The 14,829-nt window shown below is 70.4% G+C and carries 18 protein-coding genes; 15 read left to right on the top strand and 3 right to left on the bottom strand.

Annotation, left to right across the window (positions count from 1 at the left end):
• Nucleotides 1–16: 16 nt before the first annotated feature.
• Genes C6376_RS06460 through ccsB form a run of 3 tightly spaced genes read left to right on the top strand, consistent with a single transcriptional unit; the run spans nucleotide 17 to nucleotide 3,609 of the window.
• The gene (locus tag C6376_RS06460) at nucleotides 17–739 is read left to right on the top strand and encodes a cytochrome c biogenesis CcdA family protein (RefSeq protein ID WP_107448805.1); all 723 of its coding nucleotides are present in this window, start codon (nucleotides 17–19) and stop codon (nucleotides 737–739) included.
• Between the two features lie 3 nt (nucleotides 740–742).
• Nucleotides 743–2,473 (top strand): cytochrome c biogenesis protein ResB, encoded by a 1,731-nt coding sequence (locus C6376_RS06455; RefSeq protein ID WP_107442536.1) that lies wholly within the window; start codon nucleotides 743–745, stop codon nucleotides 2,471–2,473.
• A complete protein-coding gene (ccsB, locus tag C6376_RS06450) occupies nucleotides 2,470–3,609 on the top strand; it encodes a c-type cytochrome biogenesis protein CcsB (RefSeq protein ID WP_107442535.1) in 1,140 nt (379 codons plus the stop codon). Before C6376_RS06455 ends, ccsB begins: the two co-directional genes overlap by 4 nt.
• A 160-nt stretch (nucleotides 3,610–3,769) precedes the next feature.
• Here the strand turns inward: ccsB and C6376_RS06445 are convergent, their stop codons facing one another.
• A complete protein-coding gene (locus tag C6376_RS06445) occupies nucleotides 3,770–4,444 on the bottom strand; it encodes a hypothetical protein (RefSeq protein WP_107442534.1) in 675 nt (224 codons plus the stop codon).
• Between the two features lie 157 nt (nucleotides 4,445–4,601).
• Between C6376_RS06445 and C6376_RS06440 the strand changes: the two genes are divergently transcribed.
• From C6376_RS06440 to C6376_RS06430, 3 genes are all read left to right on the top strand, one after another.
• A complete protein-coding gene (locus tag C6376_RS06440; RefSeq protein ID WP_107442533.1) occupies nucleotides 4,602–5,063 on the top strand; it encodes a nucleoside deaminase in 462 nt (153 codons plus the stop codon).
• 28 nt (nucleotides 5,064–5,091) lie between these two features.
• Complete coding sequence (locus tag C6376_RS06435; protein WP_107448804.1) at nucleotides 5,092–6,075, top strand: isopenicillin N synthase family oxygenase; 984 nt, start codon at nucleotides 5,092–5,094, stop codon at nucleotides 6,073–6,075.
• 122 nt (nucleotides 6,076–6,197) lie between these two features.
• Entirely contained in the window at nucleotides 6,198–6,404 is a 207-nt protein-coding gene (locus C6376_RS06430; protein ID WP_107442532.1) for a hypothetical protein, read from the top strand.
• Here C6376_RS06430 and C6376_RS46335 read toward each other — a convergent pair.
• Entirely contained in the window at nucleotides 6,368–6,997 is a 630-nt protein-coding gene (locus tag C6376_RS46335) for a hypothetical protein (RefSeq protein WP_107442531.1), read from the bottom strand. The two genes, C6376_RS06430 and C6376_RS46335, sit on opposite strands and share 37 nt — an antisense overlap.
• 123 nt (nucleotides 6,998–7,120) lie before the next feature.
• Between C6376_RS46335 and C6376_RS06420 the strand changes: the two genes are divergently transcribed.
• Together C6376_RS06420 and C6376_RS45035 are read left to right on the top strand one after the other, a co-directional pair.
• Nucleotides 7,121–8,038, top strand: a complete 918-nt coding sequence (locus tag C6376_RS06420; RefSeq protein ID WP_254075850.1) for a helix-turn-helix transcriptional regulator — start codon at nucleotides 7,121–7,123, stop codon at nucleotides 8,036–8,038.
• Nucleotides 7,956–8,135, top strand: a complete 180-nt coding sequence (locus C6376_RS45035) for a DUF397 domain-containing protein (RefSeq protein ID WP_254076341.1) — start codon at nucleotides 7,956–7,958, stop codon at nucleotides 8,133–8,135. The genes C6376_RS06420 and C6376_RS45035 overlap by 83 nt, the downstream gene beginning before the upstream one ends.
• 115 nt (nucleotides 8,136–8,250) lie before the next feature.
• Here C6376_RS45035 and C6376_RS06410 read toward each other — a convergent pair whose 3' ends face one another.
• The gene (locus C6376_RS06410) at nucleotides 8,251–8,661 is read right to left on the bottom strand and encodes a PLD nuclease N-terminal domain-containing protein (RefSeq protein WP_107442529.1); all 411 of its coding nucleotides are present in this window, start codon (nucleotides 8,659–8,661) and stop codon (nucleotides 8,251–8,253) included.
• Between the two features lie 147 nt (nucleotides 8,662–8,808).
• Here C6376_RS06410 and C6376_RS06405 point away from each other — a divergent pair, with 147 nt between their 5' ends.
• The 7 genes from C6376_RS06405 (at nucleotide 8,809) to C6376_RS06375 (ending at nucleotide 14,776) form a co-directional block, all read left to right on the top strand.
• Nucleotides 8,809–9,171, top strand: coding sequence for a hypothetical protein (locus C6376_RS06405; RefSeq protein WP_107442528.1), 363 nt, complete (start codon nucleotides 8,809–8,811; stop codon nucleotides 9,169–9,171).
• A 39-nt stretch (nucleotides 9,172–9,210) separates the two neighbouring features.
• Nucleotides 9,211–10,668, top strand: coding sequence for a menaquinone biosynthesis decarboxylase (locus tag C6376_RS06400; RefSeq protein WP_107442527.1), 1,458 nt, complete (start codon nucleotides 9,211–9,213; stop codon nucleotides 10,666–10,668).
• On the top strand, nucleotides 10,665–11,570 hold the full coding sequence (mqnP, locus tag C6376_RS06395; RefSeq protein ID WP_107442526.1) for a menaquinone biosynthesis prenyltransferase MqnP: 906 nt from the start codon (nucleotides 10,665–10,667) through the stop codon (nucleotides 11,568–11,570). Before C6376_RS06400 ends, mqnP begins: the two co-directional genes overlap by 4 nt.
• A gap of 66 nt (nucleotides 11,571–11,636) precedes the next feature.
• Complete coding sequence (locus C6376_RS06390; protein ID WP_107442525.1) at nucleotides 11,637–12,299, top strand: UbiX family flavin prenyltransferase; 663 nt, start codon at nucleotides 11,637–11,639, stop codon at nucleotides 12,297–12,299.
• Nucleotides 12,300–12,367: 68 nt separating this feature from the next.
• The gene (locus C6376_RS06385) at nucleotides 12,368–12,823 is read left to right on the top strand and encodes an Lrp/AsnC family transcriptional regulator (protein WP_057583651.1); all 456 of its coding nucleotides are present in this window, start codon (nucleotides 12,368–12,370) and stop codon (nucleotides 12,821–12,823) included.
• A gap of 120 nt (nucleotides 12,824–12,943) precedes the next feature.
• A complete protein-coding gene (gene mqnE / locus C6376_RS06380; protein WP_107442524.1) occupies nucleotides 12,944–14,107 on the top strand; it encodes an aminofutalosine synthase MqnE in 1,164 nt (387 codons plus the stop codon).
• A 144-nt stretch (nucleotides 14,108–14,251) separates the two neighbouring features.
• Nucleotides 14,252–14,776 (top strand): GNAT family N-acetyltransferase, encoded by a 525-nt coding sequence (locus C6376_RS06375; protein ID WP_107442523.1) that lies wholly within the window; start codon nucleotides 14,252–14,254, stop codon nucleotides 14,774–14,776.
• Nucleotides 14,777–14,829: the final 53 nt, after the last annotated feature.

Here is a 14,829-nt window from a genome sequence, read left to right as displayed (position 1 = left end):
CCCCAACCAGACGGTGATGAGCGGCGCCCTGCTGCTCGCCCTGCCGCTGGCCCTGCTCGGCGGTCTCGTCTCCTTCTTCTCGCCCTGCGTCCTGCCGCTCGTACCGGGCTATCTCTCCTATGTCACCGGCGTGACCGGTACCGACCTCGCCGAGGCCCGGCGGGGACGGATGGTCGCCGGCGCCTCCCTGTTCGTCCTCGGCTTCACCGCCGTGTTCGTCTCCGGCGGGGCCCTGTTCGGCTACTTCGGCCAGACGCTCCAGGAGAACCAGGGCGTCCTGTCCAAGGTGCTGGGCGTGCTCATGATCCTCATGGGTGTCTTCTTCATGGGCCTGATGCCCTGGATGACGCAGCGGGAGTTCCGCTTCCACCGCAGGCCCGCCGCGGGGCTCGTCGGCGCCCCCTTCCTCGGCGCGCTGTTCGGCATCGGGTGGACCCCCTGCATCGGTCCGACCCTCGCCTCCGTCATCGCCCTCTCCTCCCAGCAGGGGAGCGCGGGCCGCGGTGCCATACTGACCGTCGCCTACTGTCTCGGCCTCGGCGTGCCGTTCGTGCTCGCCGCGGTCGCCTTCCGCAAGGCGCTCGGCGCCTTCGGCTGGGTCAAGCGCCACTACGTCTGGGTGATGCGCGTGGGCGGCATCATGATGATCGTGACCGGTCTGCTGCTGCTGACCGGTGCGTGGGACCGCATCGTGCAGGACATGCAGTCCTGGTCCGCCGGCTTCACTGTGGGGATCTGATCCATGAGCAAGAGCACGGCCAACGCCGGCCCCGGTGAGACGCCGGCCGCCGCCGAGGAGCAGGACCTCGGCGCAGCCGGCTCCCAGCTGTCGACCGCGCCCGCGGACTCGCTCGCGAACATGCCCGGCCTGGGCGTCGTCGGCTGGGCCCGCTGGTTCTGGCGTCAGCTCACCTCCATGCGGGTCGCCCTGCTGCTTCTGCTGCTGCTCGCGCTCGGGGCGATCCCCGGCTCGCTGATCCCGCAGTCCGGCAACGACGAGACGAAGGTCGCCGACTTCCGCCGGGCCCACGAGAGCCTCGCCGTCGTCTACGACCGGCTCGGCCTCTTCCACGTCTACAGCTCGGTGTGGTTCTCCGCGATCTACCTCCTGCTGTTCGTCTCCCTCGTCGGCTGCATCGTGCCCCGCACCTGGCAGTTCGTGGGCCAGCTGCGCGGCCGCCCGCCGGGGGCGCCGAGGACCCTCACCCGGCTGCCGGCCTACACGACCTGGCGTACGCGGGCCGAGCCGGAAGAGGTGCGCGAGGCCGCGCTGGCACTCCTGCGCAAGCGCCGCTTCCGCGCCCACCCGGCAGGGGACGCCGTCGCCGCGGAGAAGGGCTATCTGCGCGAGGTCGGCAATCTCGCCTTCCACATCGCCCTCATCGTCATGCTGGTCGCCTTCGCCTGGGGCCAGCTCTTCAAGTCCGAGGGCAACAAGCTCCTCGTCGAGGGCAGCGCAGGGTTCTCCAACACCCTCATCTCCTACGACGACTTCAAGTCCGGCAACCTCTTCGACACCGACGACCTGAACCCGTTCAGCTTCACCCTGGACAAGTTCACCGGCACCTACGAGACGTCGGGCCCCAACACCGGCACCCCGCGCACCTACCAGGCCGCCCTCACCTACAGCGTGGGCGCGTACGGCAAGGACGAGAAGACCGTCGTCAAGGTCAACCACCCGCTGGAGATCGACGACTCGAAGGTCTACCTCACCGCCCACGGCTACGCCCCGGTGATCACCGTCCGCGACGGCAAGGGCAAGATCGTCTTCCAGGACGCCGTCCCGCTGCTGCCGCTCGACTCCAACGTCACCTCGTCGGGTGTGATCAAGGTCCTCGACGGCTACCGGAACGCCCGGGGCGTCAGCGAGCAGCTGGGCATCTCGGCGTTCTTCCTGCCGACGTACACGCCGGGCAGCGAGACCGCCTCCACGTTCCCCTCGCTGCGCAACCCGGTGCTGAACCTGACGCCCTACCACGGCTACCTCGGCGTCAACTCGGGCATCCCGCAGAGCGTGTACCAGCTCGACAAGGCCCATATGAAGGGCTTCAAGGACTCCAAGAACGCGCAGCTGCGCGAGAACCTCAAGCCCGGCGAGACCATGACCCTCCCCGGTGGGGCGGGCACGGTCACCTACGACGGCACCCGCCAGTGGGCCAACTTCCAGGTCACCCAGCAGCCGGGCAGCGGCTGGGCGCTGGGCGGCGCGATCACCGCGATCTTCGGGCTCGCCGCCTCCCTGTTCATCCAGCGCCGCCGGGTGTGGGTGCGGGCCGTACGGGGAGCCGACGGGGTGACGGTCGTCGAGATGGCCGGCCTCGGCCGCAGCGAGTCCGCCAAGGTGCCCGAGGAGCTCGGCGCTCTCGCCGCGACCCTGTACGACCAGGCCCCCGGGGCGCCCGACCCCGCGGACGACTCACCCGAATCCACCGACCCCCATGTCGTACCCGCCGAAAAAGGGGCTGAGCAGTGACTCTCGCCGCCGCGACCGAGTTGGCCGCCGCCACCAACGAACATCTCGCGAGCATCAGCAACACGCTGATCTACTCGTCGATGGCCGTCTACACCCTGGCCTTCTTCGCGTACATCGCCGAATGGCTCCTCGGCAGCCGCAGCAAGGTCGGCCGGACCGCCGCCGCGCTCACCGCCCAGCAGGGCGCGAAGACGAAGGCGAAGGGGCCGGCCGTCACCGTGACGAAGGGCGGCTCCACCGCCGTCCTGGAGCGGCCGCAGGTCGTGGTGCGTTCCGCGGCCGGCGCGCGTGACGTGCCCGACGGGCCGGGCGCGCACGGCGGCGACGAGCAGGGCGACATGTACGGCCGCATCGCCATCTCCCTCACGGTGCTCGCCTTCCTGGTCGAGGTGGGCGGCGTGATCGCCCGTGCGGCCTCGGTGCAGCGGGCGCCGTGGGGCAACATGTACGAGTTCAACATCACCTTCTCCACGGTGGCCGTCGGCGTGTACCTCGGCCTGCTCGCGCTGAAGAAGAACGTGCGCTGGCTCGGCCTGTTCCTGATCACCACGGTCCTGCTGGACCTCGGCCTCGCGGTGACGGTCCTCTACACGGCGAGCGACCAGCTGGTCCCCGCCCTGCACTCGTACTGGCTGTACATCCACGTCTCCACCGCGATCTTCTGCGGCGCGGTGTTCTACGTCGGCGCGGTCGCCACGATCCTGTACCTGTTCAAGGACTCCTACGAGAACAAGCTCGCGACCGGCGGCAAGCCGGGCAGGTTCGCGAACTCGGTCCTGGACCGGCTCCCCGCCTCCGCCTCCCTCGACAAGTTCGCCTACCGCGTGAACGCCGCCGTCTTCCCGCTGTGGACGTTCACGATCATCGCGGGCGCGATCTGGGCGGGCGACGCGTGGGGCCGCTACTGGGGCTGGGACCCCAAGGAGACCTGGTCGTTCATCACCTGGGTCGCGTACGCCTGCTACCTGCACGCCCGCGCCACCGCCGGCTGGAAGGGCCGCAAGGCCGCCTACCTGGCGCTGCTCGCCTTCGGCTGCTGGCTGTTCAACTACTACGGCGTCAACATCTTCATCTCCGGCAAGCACTCCTACGCCGAGGTGAAGACCCTCGGCGCGCTTACCGGCATCACCTTCTGAGACGACGCGGCGAAGGCCGGTTCTCGTACGGAGGCGCAGGCCCTGGCTGCGGCCGACGTTCGTCGCGGCCGCCGTGACGGACATCCGCCAGATCGCGTGGTGCCCGTCCGGTCACGCAGGGGGCCTCACGCGGCGGCGGGGCCGGTCTGCGCGCCGTCGGTCACCAGTCCGCGTCGGCGGTGGTCTTCCCCGGGCCGAGGACCTGCACATGGCCGTGGTCGCCGTACACGGACAGCCGCCAGCGGGCGAAGACCTCGGCGGTGCGGTCGGCCCCCGCCTGCTCCCACACGCCGTAGTCGACGTGGACGACGGCCACACTGCGGACCTGGCCCGCGGGCACGCGGACGTGGACGCCCGTCACATGGGCGGCGACGGCGGCGTCCGCCTTCGGGACGCTCGACGCGAGGTAGGCGCGGAACTCGCGGAGCATCGGGAACCAGCGGTGCGGACCCTCCGTCGGCACGCTCCCGCCGTCGTCCGTCGTGTCGCCCACGGGAGGGGCGTCGCCCTGGTCGTCGGTGGTGGTGTCGGGAAGGGTGCCCTGGTCGTCGGAAGTGGTGTCCGGGAGGGTGCCCTGGTCGTCGGTGGTGGTGTCCGGGAGGGTGCCCTGGTCGTCGGTGGTGGTGTCGGGGCCGGAGCCCTGGTCGTCGGAAGTGGTGTCGGGAAGGTTCTCCTCGCCGTCGTCGCTCGTCTCGTCCCTCGCGGACGAGCCCCCTGCGGACTGGGCCCCTGCCGCCTGCGTTCCCGGGCGTTCCGTGCCGCAGGCGGCCACCGGCAGACAGCAGCAGACGAGCAGCGCCGCGACGGGCGCGTACCGGTTCCTCACGAACTTCATCGGCGGTCCCCCTTTGCACGGTGAGAGAGGCTCGCGGGGGTCCGGGGTTGCCTCGACGGTGCCGGAGATGTGCGGTGGGGCAGGTTCCGGTGGCCCGGAGGTCGCCCGTTCGAGTGGCGGCGTTGCCCCCGGCCGTCCGCCGCAGCAGCATGAGCGCATGGATCACCTTCTGGATCGGCCGACCGCCCGGACCTGGCTGGCCACCGCCGTCGCCGAGGCGCGGGCCGGACTCGCCGAGGGCGGCATCCCCGTCGGCGCGGCACTGTACGGCCCGGACGGCACGCTTCTCGGCCGCGGCCACAACCGCCGCGTCCAGGACGACGACCCCTCCGTGCACGCCGAGACGGCAGCCTTCCGCGCGGCGGGCCGGCAGCGGTCGTACCGCGGCACGACGATGGTGACGACCCTCTCCCCGTGCTGGTACTGCTCCGGTCTGGTCCGCCAGTTCGGCATCTCCCGGGTGGTCGTCGGAGAGACGACGACCTTCCGGGGCGGCCACGACTGGCTGGCGGAGCACGGCGTGCAGATCGTGCTGCTGGACGACGCCGAGTGCGTCGCGATGATGCGCGACTTCGTCGAGAGGAACCCGGCCCTGTGGAACGAGGACATCGGTGAATGACTCAGTGAGCGATTTGGTGCGGGATTCCCTGAGCGGCCCCGCCGCACGGCGGAGTCCGCGCATCCCCACCATCGACCTGCGGCCCTGGCTGGACGGCGACCCCGGCACCCGCGCCGCGATCGCCCGCACCGTCGACGAGGCCCTGCAGACCGCGGGCTTCCTGCTGGTCACCGGTCACGGCGTCGACCCCGTGCTGCGCCACCGCGTCCGGGAGGCAGCCCGCGCGTTCTTCACCCTTCCCGCCGAGGCGAAGCAGCCGTACGCGGCGAAGGTCGGCGGCCGCGGCTGGCTGGGACCCGGCGCAGAGGCCAACGGCTACGCGGAGGGCACCGAGACGCCCCCCGACCTCAAGGAGTCCCTGACCTTCGCCACCCGTGAGCCCTTCGACGACCCGGTGATCAACGCCGAGTGGTACGCGCCGAACGTCTGGCCCGCGCAGACACCGCAGCTCCGGGCGCTGTGCGAGGAGTACCTGGAGCGGATGGCCGACCTGGAGAAGGAACTGCTGTCCCTGCTCGGCGAGGCCCTCGGCCTCGAACCGGACTTCTTCTCCCGCCACATGGACCATCCCACCTACGGCTTCAACATCAACTGGTACCCGGGGACCGACGTCGTCGGCGAGCCGCAGCCCGGTCAGTTCCGCATCGGCCCGCACACCGACTTCGGCACCGTCACGATCCTCGACCGGCAGGTCGGCAAGGGCGGGCTCCAGGTCTGGACGGACGCCGGCGGCTGGGAGGACGCGCCCTTCGACCCGGCCGCCTTCACCGTCAACGTCGGTGATCTGCTGGCCCGTTGGACCGGCGACCGATGGCGCTCCGGGCGGCACCGGGTCCTGCCGCCCCCGGCCGACGAGCCATCCGAGGAGCTGATGTCCCTCGTCTACTTCGGCGAGTGCACCCCGGGGACGCTCGTGGAGTCGGTGCCCGCGCCGGTCGGCAGGGTGGCGTACGAGCCGGTCGACTCGCATGTCTACCTGCGCGAGAAGCTGGACTCGATCACCGTCGGCTGACCTGCGTCCCGTTTCCGGCCGGAAACACACATCCCACGGTGGGGCCCTGTTCCCACCTGCGGACTCGGCCTCTCCGCCGAGAGCCTCGCCGACATCAACGGGAGGCCGGCCGACGTGCCGACGTGCCGACGGCCCCGGACACCGACACCTGTCAGCGTATGGGCCTGTTCGTGGTGGGTCGCATCTGCGCGCTGTACGGATTCCGCGTCCAGTTGCGTCCCGACGAGACGGGCGGCGTCACCGCGCTGGTCATGCTGCCGACCGCCGCCGTCTCCTCCCTTCACCTGGACGCTCAGGGCACGGACACCTGGGACTCGTACACCGCGTAGTCGGCGACGGTGCGGCGGTAGCGGGCGTGCCCGGTCTCCCGGGTGTGCCCGTGCCGCCACGCCTCCACGTCGGCGGGGTGTCGCCGGGCCCCGGACCCGGCGGGGCACTCGGTGCAGGCCGTCTCGTACTCCGCCCCTGCGGAGGCGTCCGGTACGAGGGCGGAGTCCCGCAGCCCCAGCAGGGGCGCGTGGTAACGGAGTTGATGGCGGCGGAGCAGGACGTCCGCGTCGGTCTCGGCGCTGCCGTCGTGCCGGGCGCGGGCGTCGTCACGCAGGGCTGCCAGATCGTCGCAGGCCGCGCAGTCGCGGACGGGGGCGGGACCGGGACGGGTGCCGGGGTCGGTGCCCGGGGCCGATGGTTCCTGCGAGCCGTGGAACGAGCGGGAGTTGGCCGCGCGGACGCCCGCGCTGAGGCGTTCGCCGGGGGTGGCCGGGCGCAGCGACTGCGGGCGGGCCTCCCACTCCCGGCCGCCGCCGACCGGGCGCAGCAGCGCGTACGGGCCCGCCTTGCCCTGGTACTCGCCCACGCTGTCCGAGGCGGGGTCATAGACGACCGTTCCCGTTTCGAACTGGTTCTCGGTGCTTTCGGCCATGCTCGTCCGTGCCCTCTCCGTACCGACTTCGTGACTCTGGGTGTGTCGAGCGTCGCGTGCGGGCACGGTGCGTATCAATGCCCGACGCGTGCCAACGGACGCCTGTCACGGAGGGGGACGCACGTGACCACCAACGCCGCCCTGTTCGGCGAGCTGCTGCGCCACTTCCGCGAGGGGGCGCTGCTGACGCAGGACGGACTGGCCAAGGCGATCCCCTGCGACCGGTCCCTGGTGGCCCGGGTGGAGGCGGGAACGCGGGTTCCCCAGGAGCCGTTCGCGAAGACCTGCGACGAAGTCCTCGGCACCGGCGGGGCGCTGGCCCGGCTGTGGGGCCGCGTCGACTGGTATCCACAGGTGGAGCATCCGGACTGGTTCGAGCGCAGGGCGAGGATGGACGCCGAGGCAGTCTCCCTGCGGGCGTATCAGACGCACGTCATGCCCGGCCTGCTGCAAACCCCTGTCTACGCGGAGGCCTTGTTCGCACGCCGTCTTCCGCAAGCCGACGACGTGGAGGACCGTGTCAGGGCCCGGCTCAGCCGCCAGCAGCGCTTCTACGAAGAGGGCGGACCGTACTACTTCGCGGTGCTGGACGAGACCTGCCTGCGCCATGTCGTGGGAGGGCGTGAGGTCATGCGGGAGCAGTGCGCGCATCTGCTGAGAGTGGGAGCGCTCTCCAACATCCGTATCCAGGTGGTCCCGTTGGGTCGCCCTGAAATCGACCGGCCCGACACCTCGCTGTCGTTGATCAGGCTTCCCGACGGACACGAGTGGGTCTACTCCGAGTCCCTGGATCGAGGTCACTTCAGCGACGATCCGGCAGCCTTCCTGGCTCACAGCCATACCTATGATGTGCTCAGGGCCGACGCACTGTCAGCCTCCGAGTCCGCCGCTCTGATCAGCGACGTGATGGAAGGGTACGAGCATCATGAGCCAGCCCGAACCGAGCGCGGTCACCTGGATCAAGAGCAGCTACAGCGGAGCAAACGGCGGCGACTGCATCGAAGTCAGCCCCGATTTCCTCGCCGCCGTCCCCGTCCGTGACAGCAAGAACCCCGACGGCCCGGTGATCGTCCTCGCGCGGAGCGCCTGGGCCGCGTTCGTCGAGTCCGCGTCTGATATCGACTTCCGAAGCTCTTGATATCGGGACGACGTGGGAACCGGCCGAACCGGGAAGGACGCAGGAAGGACGCATGGCACGGACAGTCGTCGACGTGGACGACGAGATGCTCGCCGACTGACCGGGGCCGTCCGGCTCAGCCTTCCTTGGGCTCCTCGCCCGACTCGCGGCGCTTCAGTTCGTCCTCGCGGCGGCGCAGGTCGGCCTCCCAGTCCTTGAGGAGCTTCTCGTCCTTGTCGTCCGCGTCCTTGCTGTTCCCGTCCTTCAGGGACTTGAGGAACTCGGGGTTGTCGTCCGGCGCGACGAACTCCGTGCGGGGGCCGCGGTGCCACTGCGACGGTGTGGAGCCGCCCGCCGGCGCGTGCCGCGTCTTCCCGGCCACCAGCCAGGCGATCGGGCCCACGAGCACCTCGCCGAAGAGCAGGATGATGATCACCCAGATCACCTTCGGCAGCCCGCGCACCTCCTCCTCGGGGGTGTTCAGGCAGTCGATGAAGGCGTAGATCCACAGTGCCAGGACCAGCAGGAACGGCAGATACCTGAGCATGGTGGCGGGCTCTCCCAGAAGACGGTGACGGGGCGTGGGGTGGCCCCGGTGACCGGGCCAGGGTAGCGGGTGGGGAGAATGCTGCCGGTGGCTTGCGCCGCTGCCGGAGCTCCCGGACCCGGTGGCGGCCGACACGGGGGAGGAACCATGCATCCGGCATTCGTCGAGGAACGTTTCATCAGCCGCGCGGAGAATCGTCGCGGCCTGGGGGTCATCCTGCTCGGCATCGCGGCCGCACTGTGGGTGTACGCGGCCTGGCAGATGTTCTCGCCGTACGAGACGGAGGGCGGCACGGAGTGTGACGCGCCCGCCGTCGCGGAACGCGAGGCGTCCGAAAACGGTCTCTGGAAGACCACGCGCTGCGCCACCGAACGTGACTGGCCCCGGCCGGTCACCGCCCTGCTCCTGGCAACGCCCCTCGCCACGGCGGGCGGCGCGCTGTACGCCACGGGCGCGGCGAGCGTGGGGCTGCGGCGGCACGAGCAGGACGTGGAGCGGGCCAGGGGGTGATGCGTCGGCCCGGAGGGGGCCTCGGCGATACTGGGACACATGGCTTACGACGATCTTCGTTCCCTGCTCAGGGCACTGGAACGCGAAGGTGACCTCAAGCGCGTCAAGGCCGAGGTCGATCCGTATCTGGAGGTCGGGGAGATCGTCGACCGGGTCCAGAAGTCCGGCGGCCCCGCGTTGCTCTTCGAGAACGTGAAGGGCTCCAGAATGCCCCTCGCGATGAACGTGTTCGGTACCGACCGGCGGCTGCTGAAGGCCCTCGGCCTGAAGTCGTACGCGGAGATCAGCGACAGGATCGGCGGCCTGCTGCGGCCGGAGCTGCCGCAGGGTTTCGTGGGCGTGCGCGAGGCGTTCGGGAAGCTCGGCGCGATGACACACGTGCCGCCGAAGAAGGTGAAGTCGCAGGACGCGCCCGTCCAGGAGGTCGTCCTGCACGGCGACGACGTCGACCTCGACGCGCTGCCCGCCCTCTTCACCTGGCCGCAGGACGGAGGCTCCTTCTTCAACCTGGGCCTCACCCACACCAAGGACCCCGAGAGCGGCATCCGCAACCTCGGCCTGTACCGCCTCCAGCGCCACGACAAGCGCACGATCGGCATGCACTGGCAGATCCACAAGGACAGCCGCAACCACTACCAGGTCGCTGCCCGCAAGGGCGAGAAGCTGCCCGTCGCCATCGCCTTCGGCTGTCCGCCCGCCGTCACCTACGCCTCCACCGCCCCGCTCCCCGGCGACATCGACGAGTACCTGTTCGCCGGGTTCCTCGCGGGCAAGCGGATCGAGATGGTCGACTGCAAGACGGTCCCGCTGCAGGTGCCCGCGCAGGCGGAGGTCGTGATCGAGGGCTGGCTGGAGCCCGGCGAGATGCTGCCGGAGGGCCCCTTCGGCGACCACACCGGCTTCTACACCCCGCAGGAGCCGTTCCCCGCCCTGACGATCGACTGCGTGACGATGCGCAAGCGGCCGCTCCTGCAGTCGATCGTGGTGGGCAGGCCGCCGACCGAGGACGGACCCCTGGGGCGGGCCACGGAGCGGTTCTTCCTGCCCCTGCTCAAGATCATCGTCCCGGACATCGTGGACTACCACCTGCCCGAGGCCGGCGGCTTCCACAACTGCGCGATCGTCTCGATCGACAAGAAGTACCCCAAGCACGCGCAGAAGGTCATGCACGCGGTCTGGGGCGCGCACATGATGTCGCTGACCAAACTGATCGTGGTCGTCGACGCCGACTGCGACGTCCACGACCTGCACGAGGTCGCCTGGCGGGCGCTCGGCAACACCGACTACGCCCGCGACCTGTCGCTCGTCGAGGGCCCGGTCGACCATCTCGACCACGCCTCCTACCAGCAGTTCTGGGGCGGCAAGGCGGGCATCGACGCGACGAGGAAATGGCCCGAGGAGGGGTACACGCGCGACGGCGGGTGGCCCGAGATGGTCGTGTCCGACCCGGAGACGGCGGCCAGGGTCGACCGCCGCTGGAAGGAGTACGGGCTGTGAGCTCAGCTTCCGCGGCGCTCCCGCAGCAGCCCGGGCGCACGAAGGCCTTCCTGCGCCTGGTGATGATCGAGCACTCCGTGTTCGCGCTGCCCTTCGCCTACATCGCCGCGCTGACGGCGATGTTCGAGCTGGACGCCAACATCCACTGGGGCCGGCTGCTGCTGGTCACCGTCTGCATGGTGGGCCTGCGCACCTTCGCCATGGCCGTCAACCGGATCATCGACCGCGAGATCGACGCCCGTAACCCGCGCACCGCGAACCGCGAACTGGTGACGGGCGCGATGTCGGTGAAGCACGCGTGGACGGGCGCGCTGATCGCCGTCGCCGTCTTCCTCGGCTCGGCGGCCATGCTCAACCCGCTCTGCCTGGCGCTCGCCCCCATCGCGGTCGTCCCGATGGTCGTCTACCCCTACGGCAAGCGGTTCACGAACTTCCCGCAGGCCATCCTGGGGCTGGCCCAGGCGATGGGGCCGATCGGCGGCTGGCTGGCGATCACCGGCGAGTGGTCCTGGGACGCGGTCGTCCTCGGTCTCGCCGTCGGCGTCTGGATCGGCGGCTTCGACCTGATCTACGCCTGCCAGGACGTCGAGGCCGACCGGGAGACCGGCGTCATGTCGGTCCCGGCCCGCTACGGTGTCCCGGCGGCCATCCGCGGCGCGCGCGTCTGCCACGCCGTGACGACCGCGCTCCTCGTCTGGTACGCGCTGGCCACCGGCGCGGGCGCGTTCTTCTGGCTGGGGCTGCTGATCGTCGCCGGCGCGTTCGTGTACGAGCACTCGATCGTCCGCCCGCACGACCTGTCCCGGCTGAACAGGGCGTTCTTCTCGACGAACGGGTTCATCGGCATCAGCCTGTTCGTCTGCGCGCTCGCCGACCTGATGGTGCGTGGGCTCACGGTGTAGTCCGGTCCTGAAGACCTCCACGCCCACCGGTACGCTCAAGGTGTGAACGCAGGAGAAACGCAGCGCGTGCCTTGGATCGTGGGGGTGTCCGGGGCGTCCGGTACGCCCTATGCCGCCGCTGTGCTGCGTGCGCTGCTCGCCGCGGGCGAGAGCGTGGACCTGGTGGTCAGCCGGGCCTCGCGGCTCACCCTGCTCGACGAGACCGGGATCTCCTTCCGGGACGCGCACTGGCGGGACGACCTGCGGGAATGGCTCGCGCGCGGGGCCGACGGCAAGCCGGGCGCGTTCGACGTGGACGTCAGCGGCGACCGGGTGCGGCACTGGGGCGCGGGGGATCTCGCCGCCGGCCCCTCCTCGGGGTCGTATCCCGTCAGGGGCATGCTGATCGTGCCCGCCTCGACGGCCTGCGTCGCCGGGGTCGCCCTCGGATTGTCGAAGGACCTTCTCCAGCGGGCCGCGAGCGTCACGCTCAAGGAGCGGCGGCCCCTCGTCGTCGCCGTGCGCGAGACCCCGCTCAACGGGCAGACACTGCGTCATCTGGTGGCGCTGGACGACGCCGGCGCGAGCGTCGTGCCCGCCTCGCCCGCCTTCTACGCGGGGGCCACCCACATCCAGGACCTGGTCGACTTCGTCGCCGGGCGCGTACTCGACGCGGCGGGGGTCGCGCACGGGCTCTACCGCCGGTGGGACGGCGATCTGGGCGGCGCGGCCGGAACCCGGGCCTCATGATCGCCATCTGAGCATGGCGCAGTACCTCTCATCTCTTCAGGAATCTTGATCGGAAGGCTTCGATTCGCATGGACGCGGTGGACAGGCAGCTCATCCAGGCCCTCCGGGAGAACGGCCGGGCCTCGTACGCGGAGCTGGGACGCCTCGTCGGCCTGTCGGGACCCAGTGTCACCGACCGCATCAACCGGCTGGAGGCGGCCGGCGTCATCACGGGCTACCGCGCCACGGTGAACGCCGCCCAGCTCGGTCTCGGCGTCATCGCCCTCATCGGCATCTCGCTGTCCGACGCCGCCGACCACGAGGACGTGGCGGCCCGGCTCAAGGACCTGAGCGAGATCGAGGACTGCTGGTTCATCGCCGGCGACGACTCGTTCATGCTCAAGGTACGGGCCACGGACGTCGACGGTCTGGAGAAGATCATCCGCCGGCTCAGCGGGACCAAGGGCGTGTCCCGGACCCGTACCACCATCGTGCTGTCGACGAAGTGGGAGAACCGCGTCGGGGAGCTGCCCGAAGAGGTGTAGGCGCGAAGACGTACGGTGGGTCGGGTCGGCAGGAGCCGGTCCGGCAGGGAAGTCGGGCGGCAGGGAACCGGCGGGAAGTCGTCGGCAGTCGTCGGTAGGTCGTCGGTGAAAGGTGTGGGCATGGACGTCGGGCTCAAGCGCGAGCTGGAGGAGAAGGTCAGGGCCGGTGAGCGGCTGACCCGTGAGGACGGCGTCGCGCTGTACGAGTCGGACGACCTGGCGTGGCTGGGCGGACTCGCACACGAGGTGCGCACCCGCAAGAACGGCGACGTCGTGCACTTCAACGTCAACCGCCACCTCAACATGACCAACGTGTGCACGGCCTCCTGTGCCTACTGCTCCTTCCAGCGCAAGCCGGGCGAGAAGGACGCGTACACCATGCGCATCGAGGAGGCGGTGAAGCTCGCCAAGGCGATGGAGGGCGAGAACCTCACCGAGCTGCACATCGTCAACGGCCTGCACCCGAACCTGCCGTGGCGCTACTACCCGCGCTCGCTGCGCGAGTTGAAGGCCGCCCTGCCGAACGTCTCGCTGAAGGCGTTCACGGCGACGGAGATCCACCACTTCGAGACGATCAGCGGGCTCACCGCCTCGGAGATCCTCGACGAGCTGATCGACGCCGGCCTGGAGTCGCTGACCGGCGGCGGCGCGGAGATCTTCGACTGGGAGGTCCGTCAGCACATCGTCGACCACCGCACCCACTGGGAGGACTGGTCGCGCATCCACCGCCTCGCGCACGAGAAGGGGCTCAAGACGCCGGCCACCATGCTGTACGGCCACATCGAGGAGCCCCGCCACCGCGTCGACCACGTCCTGCGGCTGCGCGAGCTGCAGGACGAGACGAACGGCTTCCAGGTCTTCATCCCGCTGCGCTACCAGCACGACTTCGTCGACATGAAGGACGGCAAGGTCCGCAACCGGCTCCAGGCCCGCACGACGATGGCCACGGGCGCGGAGGCCCTCAAGACGTTCGCGGTCTCCCGGCTGCTCTTCGACAACGTCCCGCACGTGAAGGTCTTCTGGGTGATGCACGGCGTCCAGACCGCGCAGCTGGCGCTCCAGCACGGCGCGGACGACATGGACGGCTCGGTCGTCGAGTACAAGATCACACACGACGCCGACAACTACGGCACGCCGAACAAGCTCACCCGCGAGGACCTGCTGGACCTCATCCGGGACGCCGGGTTCCGCCCCGTGGAGCGCAACACCCGCTACGAGATCATCCGCGAGTACGACGGCCCCGACCCGGCACTGCGCGAGTCACCGCAGCCGATGCGGGTGTGACGCCGGGCGTGAGCCGCGGGGGGCCGGTCGCGTAGTTCCCCGCGCCCGCGCCCCCCGGCGGGCGCTCCCGCCCGGTCCGGGCACACGAGCGCGGTGACCCGAGAACGGCCGCACGCTTCCTGCGGTAAGGGTTACGATCCTGTCGTGTCCCTTACGTTCACTCTCGATCCCGCGGTCACCCCGGCACTGCGCGACGGCGTGCTCGATCTGTGGACGGACGTCTCCAACGCGGGCGGGGCCGTCGGCTTCGTCGCGCCCGTGTCGCGCGACGAGATCCGGCCGGATCTGGTGAGGCACCTCGCGGCCATGGCGGAGGGCCGCAACCGCCTGCTCGTCGGGCAGGACGCGTCGGGTCGGGTGGCGGCGACCGCGTTCTTCGCCTTCAACAGCCATCGCCTCCAGACCCACTGGGTGATGCTGTACACGGTGATGGTCCACCCCCGTCACCAGGGCAAGGGGTACGGTCGCGACCTGCTGGCCGCCGCCGCCGACGCCGCCCGCGGCTTCGACGGCATCGAGGCGATCCGGCTCGGCTGCCGCGGCGGACTCGGCCTGGAGCACTTCTACGGCTCCTGCGGCTACAAGGAGGTCGGCCGGGTGCCCGGTGCGATCCGGGTCGCGCCGGGCGACGACCGCGACGACATCACCATGCTGCTGCCACTGGTGTGACGCCCCGAGGCCGGTCCACCCCGCTGCAGGATCGGGAGCCGGACGTGCTTCAC

This window comes from Streptomyces sp. P3 (genome assembly GCF_003032475.1).
In the GTDB taxonomy this organism is placed as follows: Bacteria; Actinomycetota; Actinomycetes; order Streptomycetales; family Streptomycetaceae; genus Streptomyces.
This window is presented reverse-complemented; position numbering and strand designations above follow the sequence as displayed.

Coding starts and splice junctions, on each gene's coding strand:
- C6376_RS46335 (WP_107442531.1), bottom strand. CDS start 6,997: ATGGCCGAAAGCACCGAGAACCAGTTCGAAACGGGAACGGTCGTCTAT.
- C6376_RS06410 (WP_107442529.1), bottom strand. CDS start 8,661: ATGCTCAGGTATCTGCCGTTCCTGCTGGTCCTGGCACTGTGGATCTAC.
- C6376_RS06400 (WP_107442527.1), top strand. CDS start 9,211: ATGGCTTACGACGATCTTCGTTCCCTGCTCAGGGCACTGGAACGCGAA.
- C6376_RS06455 (WP_107442536.1), top strand. CDS start 743: ATGAGCAAGAGCACGGCCAACGCCGGCCCCGGTGAGACGCCGGCCGCC.
- C6376_RS06460 (WP_107448805.1), top strand. CDS start 17: ATGAGCGGCGCCCTGCTGCTCGCCCTGCCGCTGGCCCTGCTCGGCGGT.
- mqnE (WP_107442524.1), top strand. CDS start 12,944: ATGGACGTCGGGCTCAAGCGCGAGCTGGAGGAGAAGGTCAGGGCCGGT.
- C6376_RS06385 (WP_057583651.1), top strand. CDS start 12,368: ATGGACGCGGTGGACAGGCAGCTCATCCAGGCCCTCCGGGAGAACGGC.
- C6376_RS06405 (WP_107442528.1), top strand. CDS start 8,809: ATGCATCCGGCATTCGTCGAGGAACGTTTCATCAGCCGCGCGGAGAAT.
- C6376_RS06440 (WP_107442533.1), top strand. CDS start 4,602: ATGGATCACCTTCTGGATCGGCCGACCGCCCGGACCTGGCTGGCCACC.
- C6376_RS06445 (WP_107442534.1), bottom strand. CDS start 4,444: ATGAAGTTCGTGAGGAACCGGTACGCGCCCGTCGCGGCGCTGCTCGTC.